This window comes from Alphaproteobacteria bacterium LSUCC0396, assembly GCA_041228345.1.
Taxonomy (GTDB): Bacteria; Pseudomonadota; Alphaproteobacteria; order Puniceispirillales; family Puniceispirillaceae; genus UBA3439.
The window spans coordinates 1,874,285-1,886,704 of sequence record CP166131.1 but is presented as its reverse complement, the minus strand read 5'-3'; the positions used below and the strand labels follow the sequence as shown (position 1 = coordinate 1,886,704).

The following is a 12,420-nucleotide window of genomic DNA, read 5'->3' as shown; positions in this document are numbered from 1 at the left end:
TGGCTAGTCAACTTGTTTTTTAGGGTTCAGGTGTCAAAAATTTTGTTCTGTTGAGATTATCTGCTAGGACAAGGCTATTATAAAAATCGCAACTGTTTTTTGGGGAACCGAAATGAACAACAGGCCAGCGCGTGAAGACATAATATTAAATCGGTCGCTATCTGAAAGTACAGTCACGGTGACTACTTGGGTTGAGCTTCTGGAAGCCCTGCACGACAGCTCTTGGAACCAGCAAATAAGACGGCACCGGTCACACTACCTTTTCAGGGGGCATTCCAGAGCCGAGTACGAGCTGTCACCAAGCCTGTCTCGAAACAGCGGTAAACAGGTCAATCTGGAGAAGCACCTGCTTCGCAATTTCATAAAGTATGCCAAATCGCATTTGGGCGCGTCGGAGGACCAACCCAAGAACTTTTGGCACTGGATTGCGTTGGCCCAGCATCACGGCCTCCCGACCCGGCTTCTTGACTGGACGTATTCGCCGCTGATCTCGGCGCATTTCGCATGCGCCAATCTAGAATCCATGGAGCATGATGGCGCAATCTGGATGGTTGACTATCATCGGGCCCATGATCATCTGGAGGCCTCTTTGAAAGAGCGACTTTTTCGCGAAGGCGCACACGTCTTCACGGACGAAATGCTGTCCAGCGTCATAAAATCGCTGGAAAATGTCAGCGATCCGTCACGATTAGAGCAGGTCGTTTTTTTCGAACCCCCTTCAATTAGCTCAAGGATTGTGAACCAGTTTGCATGCTTTTCTGTGCAAATTGGCGCTTGCAAGCCGATGACGGACTGGTTGCATAAAAAGCCCGATATCTGGAGGAAAATCGTGATCCCTGCGGATCTTAAATGGGAGATTCGTGACAAACTTGATCAATCGAACATCACTGAAAGAGTGTTATTCCCTGGATTGGATGGTATGTGCAGCTGGCTGGCGCGGCAGTATTTTCAGCGCAATGACGGAATTTACTATGATGGTCAAACTTTGGACTGACCCCCGCAAATTTCGACAGACGCTGCAGGAATGTGTTCCTCTTGGTCGAGGTAAATGGTCGCGGCGTCAGTTACGCAATTTTATTGTTAGCATCGTTAATTGAGCTCCCTATTTCCTCGCCATAACAATGCTACGAGCGCTCGCTTCAGCTTGCAATGGCTCATATTTTCTAAACTATTAAATAAATAGTGAAGTTGTTTGATGCCTTAGTTGGGTTAAAGATAATAAAAGCTAAAACCAGTTCAACAGATTTGGCCAGAGGGTCGTGGTCCGAGACGCTTGGACCGCGGATCTGTGTCCTCGGAACGTGAGAAAGCGCTAGCTTTTAGCCCGGTGTGTTTTCATTTTAAAATTTCAGTTTCAACCGATCTTTAACCGCAATAGCGGATTATCATTTCGGTCCCAGAGCGACTCGAACGCCCAGCCTTCTGATTCGAAATCAGATGCTCTATCCAATTGCGCTATGGAACCGTCTTAACTCTTCTCAGACCAAGAATTTTATTCTTGCCCGGGCGTTTTATAGCTCGACTTGACAGCGTTAATCGCCTTCAACCCCTCATCCAAATCAAATTCAGGGAACATCATCATGTTTTCCCAAGCACCCGAGTCATTTACAGCTTTTAACAGACCACTTGCTGACTCGATACTTGGCAATTCCATAAGTGCCGCCATATCGTAATCGCCCTGCAGATACATCAAATCAAGCAGCTCTCCACCAGCCGCTTTCGCGATTGAAGCGGCAGCTTCTTTGCGTTTTGCCAAGCTGCTGCTCTCTAAGCCCTGAAGCCCTTCGTCACTATACATTCCTAGGTATAATACTCTCATTTCATCAAACTCCCTTTCTCACCAATCAAGCCTGCCACATAATAGGGCGAAGGCAAAGGCTAGCTGTCTTTCGCGCCACCACCATTATAGCAATGGCGGCATGACATTTATCTCCACGCAAAAATTATCTTATGATTTCGTTGTAACAGCATTTACGCCAAAACTTGTTTCTGGCTTTTTGGCTGGGCGAGTTGGCAAACCGTAATGCCTTGACCTTTCGAAAATTGGCAGTCCAGAAGCCAGCATAGAATTTAGAAACCAGACCATGGCATTAGTTACAACTGTTGGTCTTTCTCTCGTCACGAAATGCCCTGAATCAACTACCAGTATTGCTTGAAGTCCAGTTAAATGTTCTTCCATGCCATGACAGTATTCTATCGGTTGCCGAGGGTCGTGTTCACCATGGATGTAAAGAATAGGCATTGTAAATTTGGATAAATCTATTGGCTTACTTTTACGAATATCCCGGAAATACCTAGAAACAGCATCGCCAGTTCCAGGTTCAGAAAATTCTTCAATAATCTCATTTAGTTCTTGCTGTTGAGGTAAAAGCTCCGGTTTACATGAACTCTCAAACCAAACTCGTACGTAAGCCTCAGCACAATTCATTAACTTTGCGGCTTCCCGGTGGTTTTCAGCATTCCACTGGTGGTGTAGAGAGTTCCGTGGGTCATACTCGTGGAGCGACAAGCAGCATCTAATGTAACGCTTAACTCGGTGCGATGCCTGGCTAATAATATTATCTGATATAGCTACACCCCAGTCGTGCCCTGCTAGGTGAAAATCATCCACGCCAATCGCATCTAATAAAGCAAGCACTTCTCCTGCGACACAGGTCATTGAGTAGTCACCATCCCCCTTTCCAGATTTTCCATAACCTTTAAGGTCTGGTGCAATTACACGAAATTGCCTCGCTAAACTCGGGATTTGGTGTTTCCAGCACTGCCAGCTTTCTGGAATTCCGTGGAGTAGTACAATTGGAATTCCTGTACCCTGTTCTACCCAGTGCCACTCCTGACCAGAAATTTTAGTGAAGTGATGTGTTAGATTTGTCTTTGCCATTAGCGCTAATCCAAATTCATTTAGCCTGCACTGTTTGAGCCTAATACTTCCATCAACCCTGCCACAAAACAAGGCCAACGCAAAGGCTGGCCTATTTAGTTTAAGTTAGGCTTATTGGCTCGCTCTCAAAGCTGCTATTGACTGCTTCTCCAGAGAAACGTCGCTTGAGGCGGGTTATTCGGATGCCGTCAGGTGTTTGCTCTAAGGTGACCAGTTCCTGCTTGAGGACGCCATCAGGCGCTGGGTTAGTCTTGTCGTCATATAGGGAAGTGTGGTGCTTAGTCATAACGCTATCCTCCGCTTTAGTGCTTTAGGCAGGATGCCAAGGCGCACAAGTTGGTGGTTAAATGCCTGATGTCAGATTAACGGATTTGTTCACTAGGGCAATCGAAAAATAAGCCCAGCGCAAAGGCTAGCGGTGAGTGACGCCCCACTGTAATAGCAATGGCGCCCCGTCTGATATTTTGATGGGGGGCTTGCAACGGCTGGGTTGCTAGCCACTGGTGCACAAACTGACGTACAAAACGTGCCTGTTGACTTGCAACAGGTGACACCTAAACTGGCAGAAACGCTGATACGACAGTGCTGAGAAGTGCCTACATCGGGAACATAACCCCGCCCCCGGGCACCACTTTTTCTCTTACATCACTGAAATATAAGCGTTTATCGTGCTAACAGCTCTGGTGACGCTGGGGCATTTCAAACTTGCGGAGTGTAAAATGCCTAAAGGATATGTAGTTGCAAACATTAGGGTTACTGACCAAGACAGATTTCAACAATTTTCTGGTATGGCTGGTCCAGCCATAAAAAAATATGGTGGCAAGGTTCTTGCTCGAGGGCCAGACGCTGAAAGACTTGAAGGAGATGTCAGCGGTATCGTAATGATGATTGAATTTGAGAGCAAAGAAGCCGCAAACACGTTTTATCATAGCGAAGAGTATCAGGCGGCAAAAGCTGTTAGAGACGAATGTTCGGACACTGATTTTATGATTATTGAAGGTGTGGCTGATTAAAACTCACGCCTCAATTTTTCGCATCCACTTGGCCATAACCTCCAAATTATAACCCCTGCCATAGCCGTGGCCCACACCCTCTGTCGTCCAGCCACCTATCTGGTCAGTTATATCCGATGGACATTCTACTGCCCTAAGCCTGTCTCGTAGACTGTGTCGAAGGCCGTGGATAACATATTCATTGCCAACGACCCCTTTCATCCACTTATTTAATGCAGCACTCGCTGAATTTGCATTGCACCCTTGCTCATTACAATAACGCGGGAAGGCAAATGCGCCGCCCCTCTGATGCAGGCGCTTTGCCGCCCATAGCGATGCACCAACGAGCGGAACTACACGCTCACTGCTTCTTGTTTTTAACCTTCGCCAAGAGTGCGTTCGGATAGAAATGTGAGGTAGTTCTTCATCAAGACAAATATCATTCATTGCCAGCCCAGCAGCCTCTGCTAGCCGCATCCCCGTGTCGCTAATAAGCGCAATTAACCAGCGGGCTTCATCGTCTTTATCCTTGCAATTCTGCTGAAGTACCAAGAGCGCAGCCGAAGGAATAGGCTGTCTTTCCTTTTGGTCATACCTTTGGGGCATATAAGTTCTCGCAAAGGCATTGGTACCTTCAATGCCTTGCTCTCGCATAACAAGGTTTATAATTGACCTGACTGAGCCAAATATTCGCCTCACACTGCCTAAACTGAGGCTATTTTCAAATAGGTAATCTCGGAACTTAGCCGCATCCGCAGACGAGTAAGCAGTAATAGGCCTGTTGCCAAGGGCTTCAATCACATAGCGGCCATTCCGTCTTGCTGTTCTTGCGAAGACTGGATTAGTAGCGTCACCCTTCAAAAGCAAATACACCTCAACCGCCTCCTTTAATGTTGGGCTGTCGTGCTTTGCATCATCATTATTGCCGATAAGAAGGTGAATGGCGGGAACATCCATTTTTTGCAAAAGTAGGCCAGACCAGTAGTCATCGAGCCGTTGAGAGATTGAGCCAGCAGCCCGAGATGCTGCGGGTGCAGATTTAGTTCTGAGGCTTAAGCAAATGCGGTCAGACCGGTAATGGCTTTGAAGGTCGGCCGGAATACGGCGGATAAAGTGATAAATGCCATCGCGATTACGTAAATGTGATGGGCGTGTTTTGTACGTCATTTTGAGCGTCACCAGAGCTGTTAGCACGATAAACGCTTATATTTCAGTGATGTAAGAGAAAAAGTGGTGCCCGGGGGCGGACTTGAACCACCGACACGCGGATTTTCAGTCCGCTGCTCTACCAACTGAGCTACCCGGGCATCTTTGCGGACGAGGAATGTACCGCTTTTATGGTCAGCCGCTGCCTCACCCATTTTCCGTTACCCAGAAACTAACGCGGTGCGCACCCGACCAGACGGATATAGCCGCTTGGCTTGCTGCTGTCCAGTCTGAATTCACTCAAAAAACCAATGTCTAGATTTGTTAAACGGCGATAAAGGAATTAGCTCTCTCCATCATCTGAAACCGGCAGATCACCAGTCGCCCGCAACGCCTCGATAATCGTGTCATCGGCCGCATCAACCGCCGGAATCGCATATTTTCCCTGAAACCAGTGACCTAGGTCGATATCAGCGCAGCGCGACGAGCAAAACGGCCGTGCCTTGGAATCGGCTGGGGCTCCACAAGTCGGGCATTTTGGCAGCTTTTTTGCCAGTGCCGATTGCTGGTCATTATCCATGTCACTCATCATCTACCGCCATTTAGCCAAGAATATGCGCGCTCTGATTATGCGTATCATCCGACCAGACAACAAGCTGAACCTGTCTGTCAAGGTGATCGAGCGCGGGCCGCCCCACCCCCTCAAGCCACGCCGCCATAGCACGGCTAACCGCCAGTTTAACCGGCTTAAATGGCGGCTGCTGCATGACTAAACGTAACCCTGCAAGCGCATCTTGTGCCGGCTGTTCCTGCATCACCGCATGGAGCGCCATCTCGCCATGTGGGACCTGCAATTCCAGCAATCCGCCGCGGGTCATGCCCAGACAATCTGGCTGGCGCGGATCATCACCAAGCGCAGTCTCAAGCGCGCGACGAAATTTTTTAACTTTTGCCGGTGCAAGGCGCGGCAAATCAACCAGCACAGGGCCCGACATAGCACGAAGCCGCATTTGCCGGGGTATCTCAATCGCCGCTTCGCTGAACACACGGTCAAAATCAGTCACGCCATTACCATCAAGATCAATCGACCATAAGGCGTGCGATTGCGCACACCATAGGTTACCGCCGCACGAAAGCGCCGTCTTTGGCTGGCAGGCGGCAGCAATTTCATCATCCAGCAATGCCGAGATCGTGGCGGCCTCTGCCGGATCGTCAATCAGCGGAAGATCACCAAAAAGACGCCGCGCCCGCTCCAGCAAACCGCCGCTATCATAAATACAGCCGGTTTGATCTGCGACTATGGGATTAGCATGATCCTGCCACTGTTTAAGAAGCTGTGATACTGGCGCGGTAAAATCGGTTAGCTTGCTGCCGCCGCGCCGCAGAATCACCCCAAAGCCTGATGGCAATTTTGAGCCCGCCTCCGCCAACAAACGCGCCGTGAGGCCAGCGCGGTCCTCGCTGGGAATATTGTTTGAAAGCGCAATGTTGCTGGCACCGTCAGCCACACCAACAAGAAGGATCATACCAGCTGAGGCCAAGCGCGCACCAAGCATCGCCTGCCAGGGCTTGCCATGCCGCGGGGCAGCGATGATGGTGACCGGCAAAATTCTGCCCACCTTTACAAGACTAGCATCTGATTTACGCAGCCGGATGCTTATTGCCACACCATCAGCAAGCGTTGCGGTCGCGCGATTCTGGCTGGCAAATACCCGCTCGATACGAACATTATGGACGGTTTCCATCAGATTGGGACGATGCCACGCGTCGAACCACACATCAAGAAGGCGGTCATCAGACCCAAAAAACCCAAGCCGCGTCTGACCCGGGGCGGTTTCAAGATATAGCTTTTTAACGGCAAGGCTGCGCATCACTAGCGGCCCTACTCAGCTAGGGGAGATGGAGGGTGTTTTTGCCCCGGATTTTGCCAGCCTGCTGCGTCAAGCATCGCCGCAATATCATAAAGACTAAACCCAACAATATTGGAATAGCTACCGTCTATCGAACGAATAAATCGCGCCGCCATACCTTGAATCGCATAACCGCCAGCCTTGCCCTGCCAGTCACCATGCTCAATGTAGTGATCAATATCAGCCGCCGAAAGCCGCCGAAACCGCACATGGCTCATCACCAGCCGCTGCCGCTGCTGGCCGTCCGGTAACCGCAGCGCGATACCACCATAAACGCGGTGACGGCGACCCGACAAGATGGCCAGACAGGCGCGCACCTGCTGTTCAGTTTCGGCCTTTGGCAGAATGCGCTGTCCAGCAGCAACCACCGTATCACCGGCCAGCACAAAGGCAGTTGATAATTTTGGCTCTATCGCCGTAACAATATGATGCGCCTTCTGGCACGCCATGCGCAGCGCATAATCTGCCGGCCGCTCACCCTTTAGCGGGGTTTCGTCAATATTGGCGGGCAGAACCTGATCAGGGATAAGCTGAATTTGCGCCAATAAATCCAGCCGCCGCGGCGATGCTGAGGCCAAAATAAGCTGTTGGTTTTGGTGGTGATTTTTGTTTGGCACGCCGCTCTTGCTCCTGCTCGCCTAAGGTAACGACTAGGCCCGAAGATTATCAAAAGACGGCACTAAAAACGACCGAAAGGACTGCCATAAGAATTGCCATAAAAATTGTTATGTCAACCAAAGGGCCATATGCAGGCACCTAAATGGCATGGCTGGGCGGTTTTGTTACAAAAACCTATCCGTTACTTGAACCTGAAAGTAATGCGGCCTTTGCTAAGGTCATAAGGCGTCATTTCGACATTGACGCGGTCACCAGCAAGCACCCGAATGCGGTTTTTTCTCATCTTGCCACTCGTATGAGCAAGTACCTCGTGATCATTGTCGAGTTTGACGCGAAACATAGCGTTTGGCAGCAATTCTGCTACCGTTCCTGAAAACTCGATTACGCCTTCCTTGGCCATGTGTGCCTTTCCATCTTATCAAATTGAGCCATAGGAATGCGCAAATTTGGCTAAAAGGTCAAGTTTTTACTGCGATTGATTTATTTAGATAATTTTCTAGCTTGGCCTGAATGTCATCACGGACATGACGATAGGCGCGCAAACGCTCCTCACGCGACCCCGTTAATTCGGCAAGATTATCAACCGGCCAATATAATGTCTCACAATCCATGCTCTGGGTCAGTTCCATTGCAGCGGCGTGCGCTTCTGGTGAAAAGGATATGATGACATCGTAAAATTCAGAATCCAGATCATCAAAGGATTTGGGTTGATGCGCCCCCATATCAATGCCGATTTCGGCCATGACCGCAATGGCGAACCCGTCGGGGTTGCCGGGCGCAACGCCGCAAGAATCAACAAAAATTTGCCCCGGAAAGGTTACCTTCACCATAGCTTCAGCCATCGCAGAGCGAACCGCATTGAGATTACAGGCGAATAAGATAGCCCCCACGCCCTTTTTCTTGGGCTGGTCAGCATCGGCTTTTGATGTTTCAACAGTCATCTCAGGTCATTGCCCCCTAGTGGCTTTGCAAAACACAAATCAACGTGAATAAGCGCCGCGCAGTTTGAAAATCTGTTTCCACCTTGCCTTCAAGGCGGGCTTGCAACAATTCTGATCCTTCGTTATGGAGCGCGCGCCGCCCCATATCGATAGCCTGAATCTGTGACGGCGACTTCGTCCGGATAGCATCATAATAGGTATCGCAAACATGGAAATAATCGCGCATGACACTGCGCAGCGGCCCCATCGCCATAAAAAACTGGATTAGGGGTGTGTCATTGGCCTCGCGAATATCAAAATGGACATGCCGCCCCTCAAGGCGAAGATGCAGATGATAGGGGCCGGACTGCCCATCAAGGCGGAACATATTATCTTCAAGAATATCATAGATCGCGATGGCGCGTTCCTGTTCAGCCTCGGCTGACCGACGGGGTTTGCCAGCATCGTCCAAATCAATCTTCACGAGCCGGTCTTGGTCTTTTTGATCCCCGTCCGAAGCCATCACATCCCTATCGGTTCATTCGGATACGCATGGATAAAGCATGCGCCCCAAGCCCTTCGGCATTCGCCAATGCAACACCTGATGGCGCAATGGCCGCAAACCCATCAGCATCACAAGCCACCATCGTTGTACGCTTCATAAAATCGGCAACACCGAGGCCGGATGAAAACCGTGCGGTTCGCGCGGTTGGCAGAACATGGTTCGGCCCGGCCACATAATCGCCAATCGCTTCGGGCGTATAGCGGCCAAGGAACATCGCGCCGGCGTGCCGGATCTTTTCCGACCAGCTAGCCGCATTATCAAGCGCCAGTTCAAGGTGCTCGGCGGCAATGCGGTTGGCCAGCGCCGGCATTTCATCCATTGATGGCACGGTAATAATGGCACCATTATCAGCCCAAGATTGACCCGCAACCGCGGCACGCTCCAATTGTGGCAGCATCGCCTCGACGGCCGTTGCAACATCATCGGCAAATGCTGCATCATCGGTGATTAGAATTGATTGTGCCGCTTCGTCATGTTCGGCCTGCGACAGTAAATCGGCGGCAATCCAGTTTGGATCATTATGCGCATCAGCGACCACCAGAATTTCGGACGGGCCAGCGATACTATCAATACCCACTTGCCCAAAGACCTGACGCTTTGCCGCGGCAACAAACGCATTGCCCGGCCCCACAATCTTATCAACCTGACCAATCGTCTGGGTTCCATAGGCAAGCGCGGCAACCGCCTGCGCACCGCCAATTTTCCAGACCTCGCTGACACCGGCAAGCGCGGCCGCTGCCAAAACCAGCGGGTTAACCTCGCCATCACGCGCTGGCACAACCATAACCCGCCGTTCAACACCAGCAACCAGTGCTGGAATAGCATTCATCAATACTGATGACGGATAGGCCGCTTTGCCGCCCGGAACATAAAGCCCGGCAGCATCTACCGGCGCAAAGCGCATACCAAGCTTGACCCCGACCTCGTCCTCATAGGTGAAATCTTGCGGCAACTGCCGTTCATGGAACTTGCGGATACGATCTGCCGCAAGCTCAAGCGCGTCGCGCAGTTCCGGCAAAAGCCCGTCCAACGCTGCGGCCATTTCATCTTGACCGACCGCTAGCTCGGCCATTGTTTCAGCTTTGAGATTATCAAATTGTGCCGTTAGCGCCAGCACTGCCGGATCGCCATTCGCGCGCACATCAGCAATGATTTTGGCAACAGCATCATGCACGTCACTATCTTGCTCGCGCTTGCCCGACAGCAGCGCGTCAAAATCCGCAGCAAAATCTGCGGAACGAAAATCCAGCCTTTGAGCCATTACCTAATCCTACTTCACCAGCGCCCAGCGGGCCGCCCTAAACATCATGCGCCGGCTGCAGACTTGTCGGGTGACCCGCATCAAGATCAGCAAGCGTAATATCGATCCTGTCCGTTGTTAGCCGGAGGCTTGAACCACCCGAAAACTCAAATTGGAGACCGGTTCTTTTCTCTGCCTGTTCTGCCATATCCACATGGCGAAGCGCAAGCAGGTTGAACAGCGTATCTTGCCGCATCTGGGGCCAGTTATAATGCTGTACCGCCGTAACATTGCCAATCCGCACACCGCAGAGACGGCGTTCATGAACCGGCCTGCCAGCACTGCTTGTCACCCCAGCAAGCGGCGGGATTTCCCAACAAAACCGGTTTGCAACAATAATAAACTGATTGTTCTTGTGGTTATATTCCATGTCAGCGCCGGGAATGATCGCATCCTGCAATAATGCAGACACCACCGCAACATCATCACCATCACGCGCCAAAAGGCGAAGTTGGCCATCCGGATTATACATGTTTATGCCACCTTGATACGGCGCAGCTGCGCACCGCAATTGCCAAGCTTTTCCTCAAGCCGGCTATAGCCACGATCAAGATGATAGATGCGGCTTATCTGGCTTGTCCCCTCAATCGTCAACGCCGCCAGCACCAGCGAAACCGACGCTCGCAAATCGGTCGCCATAACCGGCGCCGGGGTTAACGCATTTCGCCCCCGCACCATCGCAATGCCACCATCAACCTGAATATCAGCACCCATGCGCAGCAATTCAGGAACATGCATAAAACGGTTTTCAAAAATTGTTTCAGAAATACGTGACGAGCCATCGGCAATGCACATCATCGCCATGAATTGCGCCTGCAAGTCAGTTGGAAATCCGGGGAACGGATCAGTGGTGATATCCGCAGCAATCGGGCGGCCATTCGCAACAACCCTAATCGTATCATCGGTTTCGGTTACGGTTGCGCCAGTTTCGCGCAGCACCATCAACAACGCATCAAGCGTTCGTGCCTTGGTCCGTTTCAGGGTCAAATCACCGCCAGTCATTGCCGCCGCAATGGCAAATGTTCCGGCCTCGATCCGGTCAGACATCACGGCATAATTTGCCGCATGCAGGCCATCAACCCCCTCGATCATGATCGTGTCAGTGCCCTGACCGGTAATTTTTGCACCCATCGCATTGAGGCAGTTTGCAAGGTCAGTAATTTCCGGCTCACGCGCCGCGTTCACCAGCTCGCTTGGCCCCCTTGCCAGCGCCGCCGCCATAAGCGCATTTTCAGTGGCACCAACTGAGACCATCGGAAACACAACCCGTCCGCCGCTCACCCCACCAGGCGCGCGTGCCTGAATATAGCCATCAGCAAGCTCGACCACCGCACCAAGCGCCTGCATCGCGCGAACATGAAGATCAACCGGCCGCGTGCCAATAGCGCAACCACCGGGCAAAGATACCCGCGCCTCGCCGTAACGCGCCAATAATGGCCCCAGAACCAGCACCGATGCGCGCATTTTGCGGACAAGCTCGTAAGGGGCGTCATAATTTGTCGCCCCGCCCTGCATGGTCACGGTATTACCATTGCGTGTAACATCAACGCCATGATGACGCAGCAACCCCTCCATCGAAATCGTATCTGCCAGTTCAGGCATATTTTCCAGCACCAATGGCGCGCTGCCCATCAAGCCAAGACATAGCAACGGCAAGGCCGCATTTTTTGCGCCGCTGATAACAATGTCACCGCGAAGCGCTGTACCGCCGTTAATTTCCAAACCATCCATGCGCCTGCTAGCCTTTGCTTTTTGGGGTTAAATCACGATGATTAGGCTGTCTTGCCGCCTCATCATCACTCATTAAAGGGCTGTTTTTTGCCAAGCCTGCATCGGTTGATTTACGGGCGCGCGCCTGCGCTTTGCGGCGATGTAAATTATCCCGCAACGCCCTGGCTAACCGGTCAGCAGAATCCTGCTTGGCCTGTTGTGCGGCTGTCTTGCCGGTTTGCTGATCACCACTCACGACTGCATCCCTATTTCACGCCCCCGATATTACCTATCACATGTCTCGCATCATGTTATGGCATATTTATGGCCGATGAATCCGGTGTTTGGCGGCCATACCAAGCGCTGTTTCTGTTTTAT

Annotated in this window: 15 protein-coding genes and 2 tRNA genes; 2 read left to right on the top strand and 15 right to left on the bottom strand. The window is 51.3% G+C overall.

From position 1 onward, the window contains the following. The first annotated feature begins 112 nt into the window (after positions 1-112). On the top strand, positions 113-994 hold the full coding sequence (locus AB8881_09110; protein XDZ62699.1) for an FRG domain-containing protein: 882 nt from the start codon (positions 113-115) through the stop codon (positions 992-994). A gap of 397 nt (positions 995-1,391) precedes the next feature. Here AB8881_09110 and AB8881_09105 read toward each other — a convergent pair. From AB8881_09105 to AB8881_09095, 3 genes are all read right to left on the bottom strand, one after another. Next, positions 1,392-1,465 (bottom strand) — tRNA-Arg (locus tag AB8881_09105). Between the two features lie 27 nt (positions 1,466-1,492). Continuing rightward, positions 1,493-1,819, bottom strand: a complete 327-nt coding sequence (locus AB8881_09100; protein XDZ62698.1) for a GYD domain-containing protein — start codon at positions 1,817-1,819, stop codon at positions 1,493-1,495. Positions 1,820-1,948: 129 nt separating this feature from the next. Beyond that, a complete protein-coding gene (locus AB8881_09095) occupies positions 1,949-2,881 on the bottom strand; it encodes an alpha/beta fold hydrolase (GenBank protein ID XDZ62697.1) in 933 nt (310 codons plus the stop codon). Positions 2,882-3,600: 719 nt separating this feature from the next. Between AB8881_09095 and AB8881_09090 the strand changes: the two genes are divergently transcribed. Further along, positions 3,601-3,894 (top strand): DUF1330 domain-containing protein, encoded by a 294-nt coding sequence (locus tag AB8881_09090; GenBank protein ID XDZ64544.1) that lies wholly within the window; start codon positions 3,601-3,603, stop codon positions 3,892-3,894. A gap of 3 nt (positions 3,895-3,897) precedes the next feature. Here the strand turns inward: AB8881_09090 and AB8881_09085 are convergent, their stop codons facing one another. From AB8881_09085 to AB8881_09030, 12 genes are all read right to left on the bottom strand, one after another. Continuing rightward, positions 3,898-5,067 carry a DUF6538 domain-containing protein gene (locus AB8881_09085; GenBank protein XDZ62696.1) on the bottom strand — a complete coding sequence of 390 codons (1,170 nt, stop codon included), beginning with the start codon at positions 5,065-5,067 and terminating at the stop codon, positions 3,898-3,900. A gap of 37 nt (positions 5,068-5,104) precedes the next feature. Next, positions 5,105-5,180: transfer RNA gene (locus AB8881_09080), tRNA-Phe, on the bottom strand. A 182-nt stretch (positions 5,181-5,362) separates the two neighbouring features. Beyond that, positions 5,363-5,599: a DNA gyrase inhibitor YacG gene (locus tag AB8881_09075; protein ID XDZ64543.1), complete on the bottom strand. Its 237-nt coding sequence runs from the start codon at positions 5,597-5,599 to the stop codon at positions 5,363-5,365. Between the two features lie 22 nt (positions 5,600-5,621). Then, positions 5,622-6,890, bottom strand: a complete 1,269-nt coding sequence (locus AB8881_09070) for a ribonuclease E/G (protein XDZ62695.1) — start codon at positions 6,888-6,890, stop codon at positions 5,622-5,624. An 11-nt stretch (positions 6,891-6,901) separates the two neighbouring features. Continuing rightward, the gene (locus AB8881_09065) at positions 6,902-7,546 is read right to left on the bottom strand and encodes a nucleoside triphosphate pyrophosphatase (GenBank protein ID XDZ62694.1); all 645 of its coding nucleotides are present in this window, start codon (positions 7,544-7,546) and stop codon (positions 6,902-6,904) included. Positions 7,547-7,728: 182 nt separating this feature from the next. Continuing rightward, entirely contained in the window at positions 7,729-7,947 is a 219-nt protein-coding gene (gene infA, locus AB8881_09060) for a translation initiation factor IF-1 (GenBank protein XDZ62693.1), read from the bottom strand. Between the two features lie 58 nt (positions 7,948-8,005). Then, positions 8,006-8,488 (bottom strand): hypothetical protein, encoded by a 483-nt coding sequence (locus tag AB8881_09055; GenBank protein ID XDZ62692.1) that lies wholly within the window; start codon positions 8,486-8,488, stop codon positions 8,006-8,008. Positions 8,489-8,504: 16 nt separating this feature from the next. Then, entirely contained in the window at positions 8,505-8,990 is a 486-nt protein-coding gene (locus AB8881_09050) for a UPF0262 family protein (protein XDZ62691.1), read from the bottom strand. Between the two features lie 7 nt (positions 8,991-8,997). Next, positions 8,998-10,293 (bottom strand): histidinol dehydrogenase, encoded by a 1,296-nt coding sequence (gene hisD / locus AB8881_09045; protein ID XDZ62690.1) that lies wholly within the window; start codon positions 10,291-10,293, stop codon positions 8,998-9,000. 37 nt (positions 10,294-10,330) lie between these two features. After that, a complete protein-coding gene (locus tag AB8881_09040) occupies positions 10,331-10,804 on the bottom strand; it encodes a DUF2948 family protein (GenBank protein ID XDZ62689.1) in 474 nt (157 codons plus the stop codon). A gap of 2 nt (positions 10,805-10,806) precedes the next feature. Next, positions 10,807-12,063 (bottom strand): UDP-N-acetylglucosamine 1-carboxyvinyltransferase, encoded by a 1,257-nt coding sequence (gene murA / locus AB8881_09035; GenBank protein ID XDZ62688.1) that lies wholly within the window; start codon positions 12,061-12,063, stop codon positions 10,807-10,809. A 7-nt stretch (positions 12,064-12,070) separates the two neighbouring features. Beyond that, the gene (locus AB8881_09030) at positions 12,071-12,298 is read right to left on the bottom strand and encodes a hypothetical protein (protein XDZ62687.1); all 228 of its coding nucleotides are present in this window, start codon (positions 12,296-12,298) and stop codon (positions 12,071-12,073) included. Between the last annotated feature and the right edge of the window lie 122 nt (positions 12,299-12,420).

What these genes read in the sequence shown, in the direction of transcription:
- AB8881_09055 (XDZ62692.1), bottom strand. Translation starts at nt 8,488, where the DNA reads ATGACTGTTGAAACATCAAAAGCCGATGCTGACCAGCCCAAGAAAAAG.
- AB8881_09090 (XDZ64544.1), top strand. Translation starts at nt 3,601, where the DNA reads ATGCCTAAAGGATATGTAGTTGCAAACATTAGGGTTACTGACCAAGAC.
- AB8881_09070 (XDZ62695.1), bottom strand. Translation starts at nt 6,890, where the DNA reads ATGCGCAGCCTTGCCGTTAAAAAGCTATATCTTGAAACCGCCCCGGGT.
- AB8881_09040 (XDZ62689.1), bottom strand. Translation starts at nt 10,804, where the DNA reads ATGTATAATCCGGATGGCCAACTTCGCCTTTTGGCGCGTGATGGTGAT.
- AB8881_09075 (XDZ64543.1), bottom strand. Translation starts at nt 5,599, where the DNA reads ATGGATAATGACCAGCAATCGGCACTGGCAAAAAAGCTGCCAAAATGC.
- murA (XDZ62688.1), bottom strand. Translation starts at nt 12,063, where the DNA reads ATGGATGGTTTGGAAATTAACGGCGGTACAGCGCTTCGCGGTGACATT.
- AB8881_09100 (XDZ62698.1), bottom strand. Translation starts at nt 1,819, where the DNA reads ATGAGAGTATTATACCTAGGAATGTATAGTGACGAAGGGCTTCAGGGC.
- AB8881_09110 (XDZ62699.1), top strand. Translation starts at nt 113, where the DNA reads ATGAACAACAGGCCAGCGCGTGAAGACATAATATTAAATCGGTCGCTA.
- AB8881_09095 (XDZ62697.1), bottom strand. Translation starts at nt 2,881, where the DNA reads ATGGCAAAGACAAATCTAACACATCACTTCACTAAAATTTCTGGTCAG.
- AB8881_09050 (XDZ62691.1), bottom strand. Translation starts at nt 8,990, where the DNA reads ATGGCTTCGGACGGGGATCAAAAAGACCAAGACCGGCTCGTGAAGATT.
- infA (XDZ62693.1), bottom strand. Translation starts at nt 7,947, where the DNA reads ATGGCCAAGGAAGGCGTAATCGAGTTTTCAGGAACGGTAGCAGAATTG.
- hisD (XDZ62690.1), bottom strand. Translation starts at nt 10,293, where the DNA reads ATGGCTCAAAGGCTGGATTTTCGTTCCGCAGATTTTGCTGCGGATTTT.